This window comes from Lysinibacillus sp. FSL K6-3209, assembly GCF_037976175.1.
Taxonomy (GTDB): domain Bacteria; phylum Bacillota; class Bacilli; order Bacillales_A; family Planococcaceae; genus Lysinibacillus; species Lysinibacillus sphaericus_D.
In genome coordinates, this window is record NZ_CP150264.1 from 1,414,898 (window position 1) to 1,436,947 (window position 22,050).

The 22,050-nt window shown below is 38.9% G+C and carries 17 protein-coding genes; 11 read left to right on the forward strand and 6 right to left on the reverse strand.

From position 1 onward, the window contains the following. Positions 1 to 37: 37 nt before the first annotated feature. Positions 38 to 673 (reverse strand): TrkA C-terminal domain-containing protein, encoded by a 636-nt coding sequence (locus MHH88_RS06685; protein ID WP_069512026.1) that lies wholly within the window; start codon positions 671 to 673, stop codon positions 38 to 40. A 273-nt stretch (positions 674 to 946) separates the two neighbouring features. Between MHH88_RS06685 and MHH88_RS06690 the strand changes: the two genes are divergently transcribed. The 4 genes from MHH88_RS06690 to MHH88_RS06705 are packed head-to-tail and all read left to right on the forward strand — an operon-like array spanning position 947 to position 4,465. Beyond that, positions 947 to 1,678: a GTP cyclohydrolase II gene (locus tag MHH88_RS06690; protein ID WP_069512025.1), complete on the forward strand. Its 732-nt coding sequence runs from the start codon at positions 947 to 949 to the stop codon at positions 1,676 to 1,678. 15 nt (positions 1,679 to 1,693) lie between these two features. Continuing rightward, entirely contained in the window at positions 1,694 to 2,803 is a 1,110-nt protein-coding gene (gene ribD, locus MHH88_RS06695) for a bifunctional diaminohydroxyphosphoribosylaminopyrimidine deaminase/5-amino-6-(5-phosphoribosylamino)uracil reductase RibD (protein WP_339261984.1), read from the forward strand. Next, positions 2,800 to 3,885, forward strand: coding sequence for an FAD-dependent monooxygenase (locus MHH88_RS06700; RefSeq protein ID WP_339261986.1), 1,086 nt, complete (start codon positions 2,800 to 2,802; stop codon positions 3,883 to 3,885). The genes ribD and MHH88_RS06700 overlap by 4 nt, the downstream gene beginning before the upstream one ends. Positions 3,886 to 3,901: 16 nt before the next feature. Further along, positions 3,902 to 4,465: a hypothetical protein gene (locus MHH88_RS06705; protein WP_339261988.1), complete on the forward strand. Its 564-nt coding sequence runs from the start codon at positions 3,902 to 3,904 to the stop codon at positions 4,463 to 4,465. Between the two features lie 43 nt (positions 4,466 to 4,508). Here the strand turns inward: MHH88_RS06705 and MHH88_RS06710 are convergent, their stop codons facing one another. The 5 genes from MHH88_RS06710 to MHH88_RS06730 all read right to left on the reverse strand — a co-directional run bounded on the left by MHH88_RS06710 (position 4,509) and on the right by MHH88_RS06730 (position 9,665). Continuing rightward, positions 4,509 to 5,276 (reverse strand): IclR family transcriptional regulator, encoded by a 768-nt coding sequence (locus tag MHH88_RS06710; protein ID WP_339261989.1) that lies wholly within the window; start codon positions 5,274 to 5,276, stop codon positions 4,509 to 4,511. Between the two features lie 104 nt (positions 5,277 to 5,380). Continuing rightward, the gene (locus tag MHH88_RS06715; protein WP_339261990.1) at positions 5,381 to 6,523 is read right to left on the reverse strand and encodes a CoA transferase; all 1,143 of its coding nucleotides are present in this window, start codon (positions 6,521 to 6,523) and stop codon (positions 5,381 to 5,383) included. Positions 6,524 to 6,543: 20 nt separating this feature from the next. After that, complete coding sequence (locus tag MHH88_RS06720; protein ID WP_069512012.1) at positions 6,544 to 7,350, reverse strand: enoyl-CoA hydratase/isomerase family protein; 807 nt, start codon at positions 7,348 to 7,350, stop codon at positions 6,544 to 6,546. Positions 7,351 to 7,437: 87 nt separating this feature from the next. Beyond that, a complete protein-coding gene (locus tag MHH88_RS06725; RefSeq protein ID WP_103977186.1) occupies positions 7,438 to 8,514 on the reverse strand; it encodes an acyl-CoA dehydrogenase family protein in 1,077 nt (358 codons plus the stop codon). Next, complete coding sequence (locus MHH88_RS06730; protein WP_339261992.1) at positions 8,511 to 9,665, reverse strand: acyl-CoA dehydrogenase family protein; 1,155 nt, start codon at positions 9,663 to 9,665, stop codon at positions 8,511 to 8,513. Before MHH88_RS06730 ends, MHH88_RS06725 begins: the two co-directional genes overlap by 4 nt. Before the next feature lie 266 nt (positions 9,666 to 9,931). On the opposite strand from MHH88_RS06730, the gene rpoN reads away from it, so the two are divergent. The 7 genes from rpoN (at position 9,932) to MHH88_RS06765 (ending at position 22,014) form a co-directional block, all read left to right on the forward strand. Next, entirely contained in the window at positions 9,932 to 11,269 is a 1,338-nt protein-coding gene (gene rpoN, locus MHH88_RS06735; RefSeq protein WP_069512006.1) for an RNA polymerase factor sigma-54, read from the forward strand. Positions 11,270 to 11,546: 277 nt separating this feature from the next. Further along, positions 11,547 to 12,962: an amino acid permease gene (locus tag MHH88_RS06740; RefSeq protein ID WP_339261995.1), complete on the forward strand. Its 1,416-nt coding sequence runs from the start codon at positions 11,547 to 11,549 to the stop codon at positions 12,960 to 12,962. Between the two features lie 192 nt (positions 12,963 to 13,154). Continuing rightward, on the forward strand, positions 13,155 to 14,801 hold the full coding sequence (locus tag MHH88_RS06745; RefSeq protein ID WP_339261996.1) for a sigma 54-interacting transcriptional regulator: 1,647 nt from the start codon (positions 13,155 to 13,157) through the stop codon (positions 14,799 to 14,801). Between the two features lie 298 nt (positions 14,802 to 15,099). Next, positions 15,100 to 16,428 (forward strand): aspartate aminotransferase family protein, encoded by a 1,329-nt coding sequence (locus MHH88_RS06750; RefSeq protein WP_069512001.1) that lies wholly within the window; start codon positions 15,100 to 15,102, stop codon positions 16,426 to 16,428. A 59-nt stretch (positions 16,429 to 16,487) separates the two neighbouring features. Continuing rightward, positions 16,488 to 17,885 (forward strand): aldehyde dehydrogenase family protein, encoded by a 1,398-nt coding sequence (locus MHH88_RS06755; protein WP_339261998.1) that lies wholly within the window; start codon positions 16,488 to 16,490, stop codon positions 17,883 to 17,885. A 100-nt stretch (positions 17,886 to 17,985) separates the two neighbouring features. Further along, entirely contained in the window at positions 17,986 to 20,010 is a 2,025-nt protein-coding gene (locus tag MHH88_RS06760; RefSeq protein ID WP_339262000.1) for a hydantoinase/oxoprolinase family protein, read from the forward strand. A 24-nt stretch (positions 20,011 to 20,034) separates the two neighbouring features. Continuing rightward, complete coding sequence (locus MHH88_RS06765) at positions 20,035 to 22,014, forward strand: hydantoinase B/oxoprolinase family protein (RefSeq protein ID WP_339262002.1); 1,980 nt, start codon at positions 20,035 to 20,037, stop codon at positions 22,012 to 22,014. Positions 22,015 to 22,050: the final 36 nt, after the last annotated feature.

Here is a 22,050-nt window from a genome sequence, read left to right on the forward strand (position 1 = left end):
CCGCATAAACGCTGTTATATCAGCGCTTATGCGGATTTTAATTTGGATATAAAAAGCTCTGCACGCGGCCTAAGCTTTCATCATTACCGATAAAGTAAATAATATCTCCTTCTTCAATTGAAGCGTAAGGTCCCGGTGAAAGTAATAATTCATTGCCACGACGGATACCAACAATCGTGCTAGATGTATTTTGCCAAAAATTTAATTCTTGCAATGTGTGATGGATACACGGACTATCAGCAGTCATTTCAATTTGATATGGAATAAAAGGATTAACGGAACGGAAATGTTCAGTGCGACTAATTAGTTGTTTTGTTTTTTCCTGTAAATGCAACAATTCCTGCTGTTGTTTTTGAATACTGATCAACAGCTCATTTTGTAATTCATGAACAGATTGAACATCTTGGAACTGTCGGACAAAGCGCGCTGCCATTTCATACGATTTAATGATGACACCGCTACCTTTGGAAGCTTCGACAATTTCTAAATCTTGCAAAACGGCTATCGCTCTTCTTGCCGTTTCAGCCGATACATTGTATTGGCTAGCCAACGAAGATCTTGCATAAATTTTATCGCCAATTTGATATTTTTTTTCTACAATTTTTGAAGCAAGGTCTACCGCTATTTGCTGGTATTTTGGTTGCTTTACTTGAACATTTTTTTCTAAGTTCATGCTTAAACTTCCTTTCGTCATAACAAACCTACCTTCGCTTATTATAGACTAGCCTGCACAGAAAAAATAGCACCTCCATAAGCTATTAGTATAGGTTCTAAGCATCATTTAACAGCTTTCTATTCAAATATGATATTTTAGTAGAAAAGAGCTGTTATTTGACAGTTTTAAGTTATTATTATAAACTAAGTTACGTTAAGTAAGTTAAATAAAATGAAGTGTTTAGTTAGTAAATATAACCTAAATGTTTAGCATAGAAAGTTGGCGATAAATATGACAATTACTACTAAAGTAGTGGATATAGTGAAGGATAAAATGACAATTGTAAAGCATTCAGAAACTGAAAATATTTGTCTTGTAGGTCCCGTGAAATTACCTGTTAAGCAAGGTGAATTTTCAGCGACATTCCAATGGTATAACTGGGTAAAAGTTGATAGCAATCTATCAAAAGAAGAAATAATTGACGGGCTAGCAACAGCAAATTTAGCATTTTCTCAGCAATCGTCCGTACTTGTTTATGGGGATTTTACAAATGAGGAAGATGTTTTAATTCGTATGCATAGCATCTGTCATACAGGCGATATCTTTGGAAGTCAACGCTGTGACTGTGGCTACCAATTACATGAATCGATGAAAATGATTGCAGAGCATGGTTGCGGTGCGATTTTCTATTTAGCAGACCATGAAGGGCGTGGCATCGGTTTATTTTCTAAATCGCTTGCTTATTTACTACAAGAAGAAGGTTTAGATACAGTAGAAGCGAATCATGCACTGGGCTTCCAAGATGATACGCGCTCTTATGAAGAGGCGATTACGGTTTTAACGGCTCTTCGTTCAAAGCCTGTAACACTAATTACGAACAATCCGAAAAAGCTAGCTGCTTTACAGATGCACGGTTTAACAGCAGATGGACATATCCCGTTATGGGGTGGGGTAACAGAGACAAACCGCTTTTATTTAGATACAAAAGTTGAAAAATCTGGTCATATCCGTGACATGAAGTAAGTGGAGGGTGTAAAGATGACGACAGATGAAAAATATATGCAATTGGCATTAGATATGGCGGCGAGTGCAAGAGGGAATACGAACCCAAATCCTCTTGTAGGAGCTGTTATTGTAAAAGATGGTGTTATTGTAGGCACTGGTTTACATCGTAAAGCAGGGGAGCCTCATGCGGAAGTGCATGCCTTTCGTATGGCGGGAGAGCACGCTAAAGGTGCTACTCTTTATGTTACGCTTGAGCCATGCTCGCATTTTGGTAAAACGCCACCTTGTGCTAATTTAGTCAAAGAATCAGAAGTGAGTCGAGTTGTAGTAGCGATGCAGGACCCGAATCCAGCTGTAGCGGGCAAAGGTATACAATTGCTACGTGATGCAGGCATTGAGGTGGAGGTAGGTGTACTAGAAGAACAATCTCGCCGTTTAAACGAACGTTTTATACACAATATGCTTACTAAACGTCCATTTGTTATTTCAAAATATGCTATGACGTTGGATGGCAAAATTGCAACGCATACAGGGCATTCCAAATGGGTAACGGGTGCAGAAGCTCGGGAAGATGTGCACCATATTCGTCATGAAGTAGATGCAATATTAGTCGGCGTTGGGACAGTGATTGCAGATAATCCATCTTTAACGACGAGATTAAACAATCGACAGGGCAAGAATCCTATACGAATAATCATGGATAGCTATCTTCGTACACCAGCACATGCAAATGTATTAAATGTAGAAGAAGCGCAAACGATTATTGTCTGCAGTGAGGAAGTCAAACAAGAGCAAATTAGCATTTTTGAGGCAAAAGGTGTTACGGTCCTTCCTGTCCGAAGAGATAGTGAGGGTTTGCATATTAATGATATGTTAGAAAAACTTTATGCACTTGGTATTACAGATATTTTAGTGGAAGGTGGTAGCGCAATTAATGCCTCATTTTTACAAAGTGCTGCCATTGATAAATACGTCATCTATGTAGCACCTAAAGTTTTAGGTGGTCGTCTATCATTAACACCAATCGCTGGTTACAATGCAGCAACGATGGATGAAGCATGGGATGTTGAATTTGATTCATTTAAAAAGTTGGGGCAAGATTTACGCATTATTGCTTATCCGAAAAAAGGTGAAGGAAAGTGAATTATCATGCGGATGTTTGTATTGTCGGAGCTGGACCAGCTGGTGCACTTCTTGCGCATTTGCTAGTTAAAAAGGGTCTATCCGTCATACTATTGGAACAAAACGCAACACTCGGGCAGGCATTTCGTGGTGAGCATTTAAACGAAGAGGGTGAGGCGGTTCTCAAAAAGCATTTTCTTTTTGAAGCGGTTGAAGCACTTGGTTTATTACGAATGGAAAAATTAGAATATTATGCGAAGGGCGAAGTCATTAAAACGATTGTTCCAGATCCAATTATAGGGCATTTAGGTATTCATGTGCCTCAAGCTCATTTGCTTAAGGGAATACTTCAACAAACAGTTCACTTTCAAAACTTTAAGTGTTTCTTGCATACCAAAGTGACAACACTTTTGACGGATACTTCAGGGCGATATATCGGTGTTGTGGCAACAAAGAACGATGAAACAATTGAAATCAAGAGTCAGCTTATTATAGGAGCGGATGGTCGATACTCGACTATTCGAAAACGAGCGCATATTGCTAGCCAAAAACAGAAACATGGTTTTGATTTACTGTGGGCGAAAATTCCAGCACCTCAAGATTGGGAGCCAGCTATTAAAATGGCATTAATTGATGAAAAACAATTGTCGCTATTCTCCCAGACTGGAGGCTTTATTCAAATTGGTTGGAATATTGAACAAGGAAATTTTGCACAACTTAGAAAGCAGCCATTTACACCGTTTATTCACAAGCTGATTGAGGCCTTTCCACAGCTAGATGATATTGTTACACGCCATATTCAATCATGGCAGGACTTTGTGTTACTCGATGTATTTAGTAGTCATTGCGACTGTTGGGGTACAGCAGGACTTGTGCTGTTAGGTGATGCTGTTCACACCATGACACCTACTGGCGCATTCGGCTTAAATAGCGCGCTAAAAGATGCAGATTGTCTCGCATCCTTACTAAACAAAGAAGCAATTAGACAATTTAATGTGCGAGATTTTCAACAAATGCGAGCACAGGCTATTGAAGAAGTATTAGCGCAGCAAATTGAAAAAGAACAGACTTTTGCCTTTCACTTCATCGATAGGGCATCTTGAGGGGAAGAAAACATAGATGAAATTCGGTTTTGATATAGATGACACATTGATCAATTTACGGGCACATGCCTTTTCACTTTATAATAAAAAACTAGGTAAAGATATCACACTGGAAGTCTTTCATGCTTTAGAAAGAGTAGAGATTCATGAGCCCTTTGGCTTAACAGATGCAGAAGGCGCCGCAATGTGGAATAGTTCTTTAGAGGAAATATACTTTACGGATTGTCCAATTTTTGACAAGGCTCTTGAAACGCTACAAACATTACATGAACAGGGGCATGAAATTTATTATATTACGTCACGTCCGAAGCAATATTGTCAACAAACGCAACAATGGATGAAGGCTCAAGGTTTTCCTGTGGAACAGGGGCGTTTCTATTGTGGTATGCAAGACGTGGAGAAAGTAAATATTATTAAAAAACTTGCATTAGATGTTTATGTAGATGATAAACCAGCCGTATTAGAAACGCTACAAGACATTCACACAAAAGTGATATTAAAAAACCAATCTTACAACCAGTATGTGAATTTACCTCGAATGCATCATTGGCATGAGTTTTTAAGCAAAATGAATGATTAAAAGGAATGGTATAACGGGTTTCGTTGTACCATTCCTTTTTGTTTTAAAACAGTTGTTTTTCAATATTTGCAGCGACATTTAGAATCGTTGCAATTAAATGATTTTCATCGTAATCATTGTAACGGACTTCCGGTATAACGAGTGTGACGGAAGCGATAATTTGATGCGAAGCATTTAATATTGGGGCTGATACAGAACAGGCGCCGCGCACCCGCTCACTATTACTTATGGCAAAACGTTGCACGCGAATTTGCTGTAATTCGTTTAATAGCTGTTCTTTGGAACAAATCGTCTTATCTGTAATTGGTTCAAGTGTGATATGTTCTACGTAATCTTCAACATTTGGCATAAATGCGAGTAATGTTTTAGAAGATGCACCTGCATAAAGTGGGGAGGTGTCACCTACATACATTTTCGTTGATAGAGGGTAGGTAGAATCATAGTTTACTATACAGCGCCTTTCTAAGCCGTCGATAATATTCATCGAGACACTTTCACCCATATCTTCATTGAGCTTTCTTAAAATAGGCTCTGCCACAATAATTAGACTGGACTCTTGTTTAACTAGGTTCCCTAAATAGAGCAGTGAATGACCTAATTGGTAGCGTTTTGTTCCCTCATCTTTATGAAGAAATCCTTCATACACAAAGGTAGAAACAAAACGTTGTAAACTGGAGATGCTAATACCTGTTTTTTTACTCAACTCTGTTAAAGAGAGATTAGGTTCTTCTTTTGTAAATGCTTTTAATACTTTAATCGCTTTGTGCAACGATGACATTGTATAGTTTTTTTCGAAAGTTTCTTGATTCATCTTGTCACCACCTACTTACATAAATTTACTTTCGCTTATCGGCTATAACCTTTATCTTCATTAGGGTTGTATGATGATAAAATTATTACTATTATAGCGTAAATTTATTTCGGTAGAGACGATTTTTGGAATTCATTTGTATGTTCCCCAAGTATAGGTGGAGCTAATTTATATTGAATATTTAAATTTGAAAACTGCAACGGGTTTTTGACGAATTTTATTTTGCCATATTTTTTGTGTTCGATTTCTCCAATCATGTCACGTGCCATAACTTGTGGTTGTTCAAGTGCTTCCGCAATGGAATTCACACGACCTCCGGGTATTTTATATTGTTGTAATAACGCAATCCATTCATCACGCGTTTTAGTTATTGTAATGTCCGAAATGAGTTGTACCAGTTCTGCTTCATGTTGCTTTCGCATCGTGTTTGTTATAAAACGTGCGTCGGTTGCCCACTCTTGACGTTCAAGCATTGTGCAAAATTTTTGAAACTGCCCATCAGTACCAACACATATCATTAAAGGACCGTCTGCGCAGTTAAATACTTGATAGGGCGCTACGTTATTATGCCGATTGCCTAAACGTTCAGAAGCAAATCCTGTATTTAAATAGGCACTCGCCACATTTGCTAAGCTACTCATTTGAACATCCAATAATGCTAAATCAATAAACTGCCCGTTATTCGTTACATCTCGCATTCGCAACGCAGATAAAATACTGATGACGACATAATGGGAAGTTAAAATATCTGCAATTGGGACACCGACTCTTGTCGCCTCACCATCCGTTGCACCTGTTACATGCATTAATCCACTCATCGCCTGTATGACCGGATCAAACCCTGGTTCGTAGGCGAGGGGACCTGTTTGACCGAAGCCGGTCACCGCGCAATAAATGAGTTGTGGATTTATTTTTTTCAATTCCCCATAGCTTAGCCCCATCCGCTCCATATCACCAGTTTTAAAGTTTTCTAGAATAATATCTGCATCTTTTACTAGCTCTTTAAATTTTTCTTTGTCCTCAACTGTTTTTAAATCTAATGTTATTGATTTTTTATTGCGATTGGCACATAAATAATAGGTACTTTGCTCATTTAAAAATGGACCCCAGTCACGCATACTATCAGAGCCATCGGGATGCTCTACACGTATGACTTCAGCACCTAAATCAGCTAGCAACATGGAGCCGGCAGGAGCGGCATAGACACGTGATAAATCTAGCACCCGAATATTATTAAGAGGTTGCATATGGTTTCCTCCCACAAATGTTATTTGTATACTGGTTTACGTTTTTCTACGACGGCTGTTACACCTTCTTTAAAATCTTCTAGTTCTGTTACAATCGCCATTTGAGAAGAAATGTAATCGAGTGCTGTGCGTAAATCCATTCGTTGGCTTTGATAGACCGCACGTTTAATGAATTGTACGGTTGTTGTTGGGCGACTTGCTAGTTCTTGTGCATACTGTAATGTATATTCTTCGAGTGCCTCATCTTCTACAACAAAGGTAACGATGCCTTTCGCTTTCGCTTCTTCAGCTGTTAAAACACGCGCAGTCCAAAACATGTCCAGAGCCTGATCGATGCCGATAAGCTTTGGTAAATAGTAGGCGCCACCATCACCAGGAACGATTGCTACGTTTATGTAGCTCTCTGAGATTTTTGTTGATTTTGCCGTTATCCGAATATCACACATTAAAGCCATATCAAGACCGGCACCCATTGCAAAACCGTGCACTTGTGCAATCACTGGCTTATCAATTTCTTCAAGCAGCAATGGAATACGTTGAATTTTTTTCCATAGCGAATTTTTTCGTGCTAAGCCAGTCGAAGAGATATCATCCTCACTTTTGAAAAAGCCTTCTCCAGCTTGCATCGCTTTAATATCGCCACCTGCGCAGAATGATTTGCCATTCCCTTTCACGATAACAACACGAATATCATCTGAATCGCGTACAGTTTCAAGCGCTGTAATCCATTCTGCAATCATTTCCTCGCTAAACGCATTGTACGCCTCCGGTCGATTTAACGTAATTGTGGCAATATGGTCTTTTACATCAAATAATAAATCTGCCATGTTCATCTCTCCCTTTACAAAATTGGTATTTTGTCTGACTTGTGCTGAAGAATGGCACTGCTTACTTCAGCTAACAAAGTATAGTTTTTAGCTCTGAGCTTTGAGCAGTAGTGAATTGTTAGTGCATGACGTCATATAAGCCCATAAGCTGTCACCGCTATTTTCTAGTAATTGAGTTGCCACCAAATCAGTCCAATAAAAAGTGCTTGCTCCTTCATCACGCCATGACCAAAGCCTACGTGTATACTGTTGTAAGCTATGTTCGTGTGTCGTACCAATGGCAGCATGCACTTGGTGGGAAATGGTCGCTACCGTTTGAATCATTTCTTCAAAACGAATCCGTGCATAGGCAACTTCACTCAGAGGGCTTTGTGCAACGAGGGCAACGGTCACATTATTAAATGCTGCTAAAGCTAACGCTGTTTCACCTGCTAAGTTCACAATATGTTGCTGAACAAGCTGGAAGCGATGTAGGGGACGACCAAATTGCTCACGCTCTTTTGTATATTGCACGGTTAAGTCATTTATTTTTTCAATAGCGCCCGTCATCATTGCTAGTTGAAAGGCTGTTGCAATGGCTGTCAAAGTCTGAATTTGTTCTGAAGTTAAGACAGTAGATTGTTGGCAAACATTGGCGTTTTGGAATGTTACCGTATCACGTGGCTCACCAGCTAAGTTTTTATCCGGTGAAATATCTGCTTGGCTTAAGTCAATTGCTACTAAATGGATACCCTTTGTGCTGTGTGCAAGTGTTACTAATTGCTTTGTATGGCGCGCCCAAGGAATATGTTGTGCTGAGCCCGTTAGTTTGCCGTTTTCAAGTGTAAAGCTCGGCGTTTCAGCTAGCGCATAGGTTGCCAAATCATCCATTACTTGTAGGTTAGTATATGCTAATAAGTAGTTTGCTAATGTTGTTTCTGTAAATGGGATCGGAGCCGCATACTTTCCTGTTAAACGAACAATATTTAATAAATCTTCTAAATCGCCACCCGCACCGCCATTTTCTTCACAAATGGCGACAGCCGTCATCCCGTTTTCCACGAACAAATTCCATATATCGGATGCCCACTTACCTTGCTCGACAATATCAACTAAATCTTTACTAACATTTTCTTTTAGCATTCGTTCTACTACTTCAAGTATCATTTCTTTCATTTCACTCATTGTGCAACAACTCCTTTCGCTACTATGCCATAAAGAACTTCTGAAGTGCCTCCTCGAATTGTAAAACCTGGTGCATGTAAAATAGACTCTGCCATTAAACGGTCGATTTTACGTTGCGCGTCAAGTGTAGGGTAGGTTTGCACTAATAAACGAGTAATTTCTGGTATGCTTTGTTCAAATTTGGTGCCAAGAGCCTTTACAAGAGCAGCGGGAATAGAGACTTCATCGCCGTTTCCAGTTGCTAAAAGCTGGGCTACACCAATTGATAAATTGCGTAAGCTCCAGAGGCGTGCGACAACTTTAGATGCTTGTTTTAACCCGTCAATGTTATTTTGTCTTTTTAATTCTTGAATGAGTTCATCGATTAAAGGGAACGTGCTTAAAATACGCTCTGGGCCGCTGCGTTCAAATGCTAGCTCTGCTAAACCTTGAATCCAACCATTGCCAATTTCACCGACAACCATATTGTCAGGAACAAAGACATTATCAAAGAATACTTCATTGTAATGATGTTCACCTGTTAAAAATTTGATTGGGACTACTGTAATTCCATCCGCTTGTAAATCGACGATTAGTTGGCTTAATCCCGCATGTTTATGTTTGCCATCATATGGGCTCGTTCGAACTAAAGTCACCATGTAGTGACAAAGATGGGCATTACTCGTCCATATTTTTTGACCGTTTACGATCCAGCCGCCTTCTACTTTTTCAGCACGTGTATTGACAGAAGCCAAATCTGAACCACTATTTGGTTCACTTAACCCAATGCCGAAGTAGCATTCACCTTTCACAATTTGCGGTAGGAAAAAAGCACGCTGTTGTTCTGTGCCATAACGCAAAAGTAGTGGTCCTGTTTGTCGATCAGCAAACCAATGTGCTGCAACCGGTGCACCTATAGCTAAAAATTCTTCGGTTAAAATATAACGATCAATAGTACTGCGCTCTTGACCGCCATATTTTTTGGGCCAGGTGATGCCAATCCAGCCTTTTTGCCCTATCAATTTAGAAAATTCAGGGTTATCTCCACTTAACCAAGAATCACATTTCGGCACGAAGGTTCCTTTTGCTAGTTCTTCGTGTAGAAATGCTCGAACTTCTAAACGGAATTGTTCTTGCGCTTCTGTAAATTGCACTGTGGGTAATTGAAACATAAAATAACTCCTCCTTTTTACCGTATTGTGATAATAATTACATTATATGTGTATTTTATGATTCGTTATGTAAATAAGTCAAATGTTTTTTAGAATAATTAGAAAATTCCGTAAGTGAAAACTGGTTACAGCATATATAAATTGGTAGAGAGCTTTTAGCGATATGCCTTACAAATAGTAAAAAGTATTTAATTTACGAAAAAGTGTAAAAAAACAGAAAAAACATGTTACTATGTAGAAAAATTACGTTTTGGGGGTGTGAGAAGATGCAAATGACGATTAAAACTTCTCAAAAGGTCACACAAATATTATCTGCACAGTTAGTCCAGCATTTAGAAATATTGCAATATTCGGCGACTGAGCTAGAGCAATACATTTATGAAAGAGCAACAGAAAATCCACTATTAGTGGTCAACGACGCAAAAGTAAAAACGCAATATGAGGAGATTATGCAATTAGCAAATTGTTCTGTTCATCATTTTTCATCATCCTATGATAGGTCTAGCAGTAACCAATTTAATATGATTGAGATGAAGCTTGCTGAAAAAGAAAATTATGAACAATTCCTTTTAGAGCAAGTGCCGATGCACCAAAATTTATCTTCTATTGATTTACGAATTTTAAAATTTTTAATCCAATCGTTGGATGATCGCTTATTTTTGGATGTAGAGTTAGAGATTGTAGCAGACAAGTTTCAAACTAGTTATTCGCATGTAGAAGCAATATTAGATTTATTACAAACTTTTGAGCCGATTGGCGTAGGCGCACGAAGTTACCAAGAATTTTTACTTATCCAATTGGATAATGATCAGTTTGCGCCGAAAATGGCTTCGACCTTTATTCGTTCAGATTTAGAGTTAGTTGCAACGCAGGCGATTAAACAGTTGAGTAAAAAATATAAGATGCCTTTACAAGATGTCATCGAAACGGTTCACTATATAAAAAAATTGAAACCGATTATGATGGGGGATAAATTAGAATCGATTCCCTATGTAACGCCAGATATCGAAGTGAAAGTAATTGCTGGGGAATGGGTGATTCAGTTAACTCGTCACCACTTACCTATCGTATCGATTGATGAAAGTTATGTTGCGCTGTTAAAAAATGATCCGAATTATCAAACGTACTATCGAGATTCAATGAAAGATGCATTAGCTCTATTGCAAGGAATTGAACAGCGAGATAAGACGCTTTATGAGTTAACTAGATTATTATTGCAACAGCAGGAAAATTTCTTTACGAAGGGGTTAGAAGCGATAAAACCTATGCGTTTAAAAGATCTTGCTGACTTGTTAGCTGTACATGAATCGACCATTAGTCGTGCTATTCGAGGGAAGTATATTCAAACGCCAAAAGGCATTTATGCATTACAATCTTTGTTTACAAAGGGCTTGCTGAATTCTTCCGGAAAAATGGATTCTATTATGTATATTAAAAAGCGCTTACAAAAGTTGATTGAAACCGAGGATAAACGAAATCCTTTAGCAGACCAGCAATTGACAAATATTTTATGTGAAGAAGGAATTCAAATTTCAAGAAGAACTGTTGCAAAGTATCGAGAGGAATTAAATATTTTAAGTTCATATAATCGAGCGTATGGGTAATGTGATGTAAAAATAAACCGATGATGCAAATGTGCATCAAAATTTTAATTGTGCATTGTGCAAAAGCGATTCGTTACTCGTCAACTTGATAAGCTGTGCCCACCATAAAAGGATGAAGCGAGATAAGAAGCTAGTAAACTATAACTTAATTTAACAGAATTTTATAAATTTTAAGTTTTTTGTAGTGTTTGGCATAGAACTTGCTCATTAAACAGAAGACATGCATTAGAGAAAGGGGCTAGTAAATGTCTATATCAAAACACTAAGGGGTGGTTTAATGGGAGCTTTGCAAAAATCACTGAAAACACGGCATATTACAATGATTTCCATTGGTGGGGTAATTGGAACGGGGCTTTTTGTCGGAACTGGAAAAAACATTTTAAGTACCGGTCCAGCAGCAGTCATATCCTATGCAATTGCGTGTTTGCTCATTGTCTTAATTATGCAAATGGTTGGTGAAATGGCGGCTGGGGAAATCGCATTAGGAGAGAAGTCTGGTCAATCGGGGGAGTTAGGCTCATTTGCATCGTATGCAGGAAAGTATATTGGGCCATGGGCAGGTTTTACAGTTGGCTGGCTTTATTGGGCTAGCTGGGTATTCATTGTTGGACTAGAAGCTGCATTAATCGGGGGTATGCTGCATAACTGGTTTCCATTTATACCGATTTGGGTTGGAAGTGTAGGCATTACATTGTTAATGACCATTATTAATATTTATTCGGTGAAATCATTCGGTGAATTTGAATATTGGCTATCATTTATTAAAGTTACGGCAATCATTATTTTTTTAGTAGTGGGAACAGCGATGATTTTCGGTATATGGCCTAATTATGAACCTAAAGGATTGGGGATTTTAACAGCATTTGGTGGTTTTGCACCAAATGGGGTTGTTCCAATATTTACGGCAATTGTGTTTGTTATATTTTCTATTTGCGGTGCTGAAGTTGCAGCGATTGCTGCGGCAGAGTCTGAAAATCCAGCAAAAAATATTGTGCGTGCTATTCGCAATGTCGTATTCCGTCTCGGATTATTTTTTGTCGGTTCAGTAGCTATTATGGTAATGATTATCCCGTGGAATGATTCAACGTTTTTAGCAGCACCTTATGCCAATATTTTAACGATGGCTGGACTTCCAATTGCAGCTCAAATTATTCAAATCGTTATATTTATCTCATTAATTTCAGTGCTCAATTCAGCACTTTATACAAGTTCACGCATGTTACTTGAAATGTCACGTCAAGGAGATGCGCCAAAAATCTTCTCACAAATACGAAATCGTCGCGGTGCACCAGTACCAGCTATTATTGGAAGTACCTTAGTTGCGTATATTTGTGCCATGCTCTATTTTATTTCCCCAGAAGTCATTTTTTATTTTTTAGGTAACTGTGTTGGAGGATTAATGATTGCTGTTTATATTTTTATTGCGATTTCGCAAATACGATTTCGACGGTATTATGATCAAGTTTCGGGTGAGCCATTAGCGATTAAAATGTGGTTATTTCCCTACTTATCGTATGTTACGATTGGTGTTTTAACAATTGTCTATTTATGCCAAGTGTTAATTGAATCGTTGCGTACGCAGTTTTACTTAAGTACATTAGTATTGATTGTGTCAATTGTATTATTTGTCATCTTGCGAAAACTTTCAACGAAACCAGCAGAGCAATTAGAGGATAAATTAGCTTCAGAGTAGAATATTACTACGAGGCTTGATGAGTGTGAGGGAACTATACGATGAGATTAAATTCGCGACACGCTTACGGGAATGCAAGCCTGGCAAACAATTACGCAAGTAGTTGTTTGCTAGAGACCCCGTGGATAGGGAGCGAATTTTTTTGCATTACTTCTTGCAATAATAAAACAGTTTGGAAAGGAAGCGGTTCAGATGTCAGTAACAGAACTTCATAAGGAAGAGCATTTTTTTATTGTGAAAAATGGTGAAGTGATTGTCAAAAGTGATATCCAACAAGAGCTTCTTGAACAAATAAGTGAGAAATACTGTAAAGGACAAGAAACATTTGAGGTGCAAGAATATTTCGTCCATGTAGTAGAAACATCACAAGGTACGCTGTTTACAGCTAGATCATTGAAGCAGTTTAACGATATCGATTTTATGAATCCCCTGTCACATAAGTTGCTGAACTCAATTTCTGATGGTGTGACGATTTGTGATCGCCACGGCAAGATTTTATTTCAAAATGACATTGATATTGAAATTGTTGGTATCGATTTACGGGGGAGATATGCAAAAGATGTCATTGCGGAAGGATTAATGAGTGATTCCATTTCGATGAAAGTAATTGAATCGCAAGAAAAGGTAACAATTTTGCAAACCTTCATTAACGGCAGATGTTTTTTAGTTACAGGTCAGCCGATTCTTGATGAAGATGGAAAATTGCAATATGTTGTTGCCATCACACGGGATATGACACAACTCAAATTGCTTGAACAAGAAGTACAAAAATTAGAAGATCAAAATGAAAATTTTAAATGCAAACTACAAGCCTTACATAATCAAGAATCGAGAAAAAGTAGTTTAATTGCCGTATCTTCTGCCATGATGCAAGTAGTCAAAAGGGTGATGCGTGTTGCTGAAGTAGATTCTACCGTGCTAATTGGTGGTGAATCGGGAGTCGGTAAAGAGGAGATTACAAAACTTATTCATGCCTATAGCAGACGAAGTCATAAGCAAATCTTAACAATCAATTGTAGTGCAATTCCAGAGACATTACTTGAATCTGAACTTTTTGGCTATGAATCAGGGGCATTTACGGGAGCTAGTAAAGGTGGAAAAGCTGGACTCTTTGAAATTGCATCAGGAGGCACGGTGTTTCTAGATGAAATTGGGGAAATGCCTTTGCAACTCCAAGCTAAATTATTGCGGGTACTACAAGAATCGGAGGTACAGCGTATAGGAAGCGGCAGACCGATTGCAATTGATGTACGAATTATCGCAGCAACCAATCGAAACTTAGCAGATATGGTTAGGCAAGGTAGCTTTCGAGAGGATTTATATTATCGCTTAAACATTATCCCTATTGAAATTCCACCATTAAGACAGCGTCGGCAAGATATTATACCATTAGTTAATCATTTTTTAGCGTTGATAGGTGATAAATATGGAATTCATCGAACAATAGAGTCATCTGCTATGAAAGTGTTAGAAGCGTATACATGGCCGGGAAATGTCAGGCAATTGAAAAATATGGTGGAACGCCTTTGCTTATTGGCTACCCAACCTGAAATCACAGTAAGTACAGTTCAACAAGAGCTTGATAGCAACCCACTAGTTATTCGACAAGTCGACAATACAGTACAACAGCCGAATGTACAACAACAACCTGCAGTTCCACTTTTTGTAGGTACATTAAAAGAGCAAGTGGCAATGTTTGAAAAGCAATTGATTAAGCAAGCATTGTCCGAACATCCGAGTATAAGACAAGCAGCCAAAGCGCTCGGCTGCGATCAATCTACGTTAGTAAGGAAAATACAAAAATTCCAATTGACACGGCATATCTCATATCAAGAATAATGATGCGGTTATGCATCACTACTTGCATATTTGCATAAATAGTGCAAAAAAGCGTGAAGTGCTTGTGATGTTGAGAAAGGGCGTATGTATTTCTAGTAAGATATTTGTTGAACCGAAAAAAATGTCGACAATCTGAAAACAATAAAGTTGTTCGAGGTGGTCAACAGTGAATAATGATGGACGAATTCAATAGATTAGAGAGGCATTTTTTAAATAATGTCTCTTTTTTTATGGAGTTGGCATGAAAATTGCTTGTAATAAAGTGTATAAAACTTTTAATGAAAAGAGGCTGGTATTGATGACAATTCAACTAAAAGAAGAGTTGAAAACTTTAGATCAAAAGCATTTTCTACATCCAACGACGTCGATTGAGCAACAGCAAACACAAGGGCCTGCTGCTATTTTTACAGAGGGAAAAGGCATCTATTTAAAAGATTTAGAGGGGAAAAGTTATATTGATGGCATGTCTTCTTTATGGAACGTAAACGTTGGACATGGTCGTGAGGAAATTGCAGAAGTTGCAAAAGAACAAATGGCTACATTAGCATTCAGCTCTTGTTTTGCTTCATTTAGTAACGAACCAGCTATTCGTTTAGCAACAAAAATAGCCTCTTTAACACCGGGAGATTTAAATACAGTATTTTTTACTTCCGGAGGATCAGAATCAAATGATACGGCGATTAAACTAGCTCGCCATTACTGGTTATTAAAGGGTCAGCCAGAGCGTCAAAAAATTATTTCACGTACACAATCCTATCATGGGGTGGCGATGGGTGCGACAAATGCAACGGGTATACAGGCATTTCGTAACTTTACCAACTCTCCTGCACCTGATTTCCATTATGTTTACAATCAATCTGTTCGCGATCTTCGAGAAATGATTGAAGCACTAGGTCCAGAAACAGTAGCAGCGTTTATTTCCGAGCCGATTCAAGGAGCGGGAGGAGTCAATATTCCACCAGAAGATTATTTTAAAGAAGTACGCAATCTTTGCGATGAGTACGGCATTTTATTTATAGCGGATGAAGTAATTACCGGTTTCGGACGTACGGGTAAATGGTTTGGTATGGAGCATTACGGCGTTGTACCAGATATGATGTCATTTGCTAAAGGGGTATCGAGTGGCTACGCACAGCTTGGAGGTGTGGTAATTTCCGAAAAAATTCATGAAACATATTGCCAGCTTTCCAAAGGGACTTTAATGCACGGTTATACGTATAGCGGTCATGCATTGGCTTGCCAAGTAGGCTTAAAAAACATTGACATTCTAGAGCGAGAACTATTAATAGAAAACGCAGCATCTATGGGAGAAGCGATGTTGGCAGGTTTTAAAGCGCTTCAAGAAAAATATAGCTTTATCGGCAGTGTTCGAACAATTGGTTTGCTAGGTGCTATTGAGCTAGTTAAAAATCGTGAAACTGGGGAGCTTTTCGAGACTGCCATTAGCCCGATATTTGTTCAGGAAACAATGAAACGAGGCTTAATTTTACGAACAGTCACGTATGAGCAAGATACAGTTGTTTTTGCACCACCACTTATTTTATCGAAAGCAGAATTAAACGAAATGTTACGTATTCTAGACGAGACTTTTGAATTTGTGCGTAAAACGATTATTGCAAAAGAATAATATGTCTGGTGTTGATGTGAGCTAATAATAAATCAGTTACTTAATCAAGGAGGGGTTTTATGACAACTATCATTAGGGAAATTCGAGAGCAATTTAATCCTGCAAAACCATCGCAATGTATTGGTCAAGTAGAGCTTTTGACAGTGGATGAGACAAAGGAAGTCGTTACAGCGGCAAATGAAGCATTTGAAGATTGGAAAAATACATCGTCAGTAGTGCGTGGGGAACTATTGCGTGTCACTGCAGACTTGCTCGAACAAAATATTGATAAAGTAGCTGAAACAGCTTCCAACGAAATGGGTAAAACCAAAAATGAAATGATTGGGGAGGTGAAACGTGGCGCTTCTATTTTGCGCTATTTTGCACAAGAAGGAATGCGGGCGACAGGTGAAGTATTGCCGTCTGCCAGTGAAGGCAAAATGTTGTACACCATGCGTGTGCCTCTTGGTGTAGTTGCAGCTATTACACCATGGAATTTCCCAGTAGCTATTCCTTTGTGGAAAATTGCGCCCGCATTAGTATACGGCAATACGGTTGTTTGGAAACCTTCTATTGAAAGCGCTTTAACGGGGAAACTCATCGGTGAGCTCTTTGAACAAGCAGGTATACCAAAGAATGTGTTAAACGTCGTACAAGGACGCGGTTCGAAAGTTGGGCAAGTTTTGCTTGAAGCACCAGAAGTGAAAGCAATAACATTTACCGGTTCCAATGGTGTGGGGCAAAGTATTTTAGATAGTGCAGGATCAACTAAGAAAAAAATTCAGCTTGAACTTGGCGGAAAAAACGCTGCCATTATATTAGCCGATGCAGATATACATCTCGCTGCAAAGTTAACAATGGAAGGAGCAATGAAGCAAACCGGACAACGATGTACAGCAACTAGCCGAGTTTATATTGAGGAAGCAGTTTATGATGAGGTGTTGGCACGTTTAATTGAAGAAGCGAGGGAAATCAAAGTTGGCACGACAATGGGGCCCGTTTCCTCAAAAGGTCAATATGAGAGTATTTTAGCTGCTATTGAAAAAGCAACATTAGAAGGTGCCAAACTTGTCTATGGTGGTGGGCCGACGCAAGGTAAATCAGAAGGTTATTATATTGACCCAACGATTTTTACAAATGTAACACATGCTATGGGCATTGCGCGTGATGAAATTTTTGGACCAGTTTTAGCTGTGATTAAGGTAAAGGATTACGAAGAAGCAATTCGATTATCCAACGACTCTGAATTTGGATTAAGTGCTTCTATTTATACGAACAACATTCAAAAAGCTTTTGATTTTATTCAGCGTAGTGAAGTAGGGCTTGTTCAAGTGAACGACGAGACAGGTGGTGCTGAACCACAAGCGCCATTTGGCGGCATGAAAAATTCAAGTACTGGCGCACGTGAACAAGGTCAAGCAGCAAAAGAATTTTTTACAACATTTAAAACGGTGACAATCCGCACACAGGGAGTGTAATGGGCTTTAATGCCCATTACATATGGGAGACCGTTTTTTCTTATAGATTAGTAGATTGTTATGCATATTTTCACACTATTAAACGAAAGAAGGTATCTCTATGGCACAAACTCGCTTAGCAATAGATGTTGGTGGAACGTTTACAGATGTGTTTGTTTTTAATGAAGATACAGGAGAAATATTTGTCACAAAAACCTCATCCACACCATCAAACCCTGAACAGGGAATTTTAAATGGCGTTGAGAAGGCAGAGTTAAAAGGACAGGATATTAAAATTTTTTCTCATGGCACGACGGTTGGCACGAATGCATTAATTGAGCGAAAGCTACCGAAAACCGCTCTAATTACGACAAAAGGATTTCGCGATGTAACAGAAATACGTCGCGGCACAAAGGAGGATATTTGGGATACGTACAAAGATACGGCAAAGCCCTATATTCAACGCCGCGATCGTTTTGAAGTCAACGAGCGAATAGATTATGAAGGAACAGTATTGCAAGCTATCGATGAGGAAGAAATTCGGGTACTAGCAAAGAAATTGAAACGTCGCGGGACAGAATCCATTGCTATATGTTTAATCAATTCTTATGTGAATGGAGAAAACGAAGCAAAAGTGAAAAAGATTTTACTTGAGGAACTGCCAGATGTTTATATATGTACTTCAAGTGAAGTACTACCTGAAATATTCGAGCATGAGCGGATGAGTACAACGATTATTAATGCCGTTCTAGGACCAATCATGAGCAATTATATTAGTAAATTAAGCAATGAAATGCAAAAAAGAGGCTATGAGGAGGAAATTTTAGTTTTACATTCTGGCGGAGGTGTCATGACTTCTAGTACAGTGCCTCGCTATGCCGCTAGATTAGCGAGTTCAGGAATTGCTGCTGGAGCCATTGCTAGCAAACATATAGCAAAATTATGTGGTTTTGAAAATGCGATAGGTTTGGATATGGGAGGAACGAGTACAGATATTTCACTGATGTACAAAGGACAAATTCGAATTACAAAGGATTGGTCTATTGAATATGGTTATCCAATAGGGTTTCCAAGTATTGAAATATTAACAATAGGTGCTGGTGGTGGTAGTTTAGCTTGGCAAGATGAAGGAGGATCATTACGAAATGGTCCGCAAAGTGCTGGTGCTATACCAGGTCCAGCCTGCTATGGTCATGGTGGTACAGAGCCAACAAACTCAGACGCTAATGTCGTTTTAGGACGTCTTGGTGTGACATTGTTAGATGGTATGATGCAATTAGATAAAGGCAAGGCACAGCAGGCTGTCAAAAAAATTGCGCAAGCTTTCAATCAGACAATTGAAGAAGCAGCGAGTGCCATTATTGAAGTTGCCAATGCCAATATGAGTGATGCCGTTCGTTTAATTTCTGTACGTCGGGGCTATGATCCACGTGATTTTGCCCTTGTAGCCTTTGGTGGTGCAGGACCACTTCATGCCGCACATTTAGCAAAAGATTTAAATATCCCGAAAGTCATTATCCCTACGCATCCGGGCGTAGCAGCAGCAATGGGGTGCTTACTTGTAGATGTACGCCACGATATTTCAAAAACGTTTGTAAAAAAAGCAAATGAAGTATCAGTCGAAGAGCTCGATATTCAATATCAAGCACTACGGAAAGAGGCGAAAGCACTATTAGAAGAAGAAGGGATTTCTGAAGAAACATCGACTTTGATGAATTATATGGATCTTCGCTATAAGGGACAATGGCGTTCCTTAGCGGTTGTGGTACCAGATTATGTCACTTCCTTGGAGGAAGTATTAGCAGCATTCCACCAAGAACATGAGCGAGAATTTGCATTTTCAGATAAGGACCAGATTGTTGAGATTTACGGTTTACGTGTGACTGCAATAGGTACAGTGCCAAAACCTAATTTCCCACAATTTGCACCAACTGGCTCCTTACAAGATGCTTATAAAGAGACACGACCTGTTTATTTTGATGGGGCATATGTTGAAACAAACGTTTATTATCGCGATAAAATTCCAGTGTATGCACAATTACAAGGTCCTGCAATTGTGGATCAATTAGATACGACAACGGTCATTCCACCAGGATTTACGGCTGAAGTAGATGCTTATAAAAATATCATTATTACCGTGAACTAATACATGATAAGGGGGAAGTAATCTATGAGTACAACAGGATTGTTCCTAAATAATCAAATTAAAAATCTAGATCCAGTAACATTTGAAGTGTTGAAAAATGGCTTTGTAAATTTAGTCGATCAAATGGCTGAACAAATGCTGCGTACTTGTTATTCTTTTGTTATTTATAATCGGGATTTTAGTTGTGCATTATGTGACGCACAAGGAAACACGGTTATGCAGGGAACACAAGATATTTCGGTACATGTCGGTACTTTACATCTAACAGCAAAAGCGGTTTTAGAGGATTTTGCAAATGACATTCACCCTGGTGACGTATTTTTAGTAAACGATCCATATCGGGGGGGCACGCATTTTAGCGATGTTCGGGTTATACTACCTGTTTTCCATGACGATAAGCTGATTGCCTTGATGCAAACAAACGGTCATTGGGCAGATGTAGGTGGTTCTAATCCAGGTTCTTTTGATATTACAGCAAAGGAACATTATGGAGAAGGATTACGAATACCCCCTGTACGCATTTATAGTAAAGGTCAGTATTTAGCAGATGTTGTGAATATTATCGTGATGAATATGCGTATTCCAGAGGAACGAATTGGCGATTTACGTTCACAAGTAGAAGCGGCTAAAGTTGGCGAAAAACAATTGAATGAGATGATTAATAAATATGGTATCGATACGGTTTTGCTAGCATTTGAAGAGGTACAAAATTATGTAGAACGTTTAACGAGTGCAAAGATTAAAGCCTTACCGAAAGGACAATGGGAAACAGTCGATTACATTGATATGGACCCAGAGCTAGGGGATGGCTTAATACCAGTGCATGTGAAAATGACAATTCGTGAAGATGAAATTTTCTATGATTTAAGTAGGTCACACCCTGCTATAAGTTGCTTTTTAAATGCTGGATTCGGTTCTGCACTTTCTGGTATTTATGCAGGAACTAAAACATTCTTTCCGGAAATTCCGTTAAATTCAGGGTTCTATCGAGTTGTCAAAATACATTTGCCCGAAAATACTGTTGTCAATGCTCCGAGTCCTATTGCGGTATCTGGCTATTGCTCAGGTTCTTTTGAAAAGATAATGAATGCATGTTTTGAGTTATGGTCGAACATTATGCCTGAACGTGCAATTGCTTGTTCATTTAACCTAGAGTATTTGTTAATTGGTGGCTACGATCAACGACAAAATAATAATGGGTATTTTATGTGGTATGACTGGATGGCAGGAGGACATGGTGGGCGTGTGGATCGTGATGGCGCAAATACGACATCACCTGTATTTGGGGTCGGTTTAAGTGTCCAACCGTGTGAAGGGCAAGAACGTTTGTCTCCTGTACTAACAACAAAACATGAGATTATTACAGATTCAGCAGGTCCGGGGAAATATCGCGGCGGCTGTGGTGTTGAAAAAGGTGGGCTATTAACGGATATAAACAATACAGTGATGTCGTACTGTTGTGACCGTTCTCGTTCCATTACGTGGGGCATTATGGGAGGCTTACCGTCCATTGCACAAGGGGCTATTTTAAATCCAAATCAAGCTGGTGAGGAATTTTTGGGTACCATTTTTTCTAATGTCGCATTGAAAAAAGGAGACTCCTTTACACGTCCATCTGCTGGCGGGGGAGGATTAGGTGATCCTCTGGAGCGGGATGTCAACGCAGTGTTAGAGGATGTAATTGATGAATATGTCTCTCTTGAACGTGCGAAACTTGATTATGGTGTTGTTATTCGTGAAATTGATCGCGATATTGACGCATTTGAAATTGATATGGCAGCTACTGTGAAAGAGCGAGCGTATATTCGAAAAAATCGTCAACAATGGCTTGAAACAGACCCCTATGAAGTGGAGCGTCTGTACAATACAGGTGAAATTAATCAAATGGACGTTGTACGTCGCTATGGCGTTATTATGGATTACAAAGCAAATCAAGTATTACCAATTTCCACGAAACAATATCGTACGTCCATGAAAAAACGTTCGTTAGCCTATTGGATGTAATGTTATACAACAATAAAGCAACCAAGAGAACGAAAT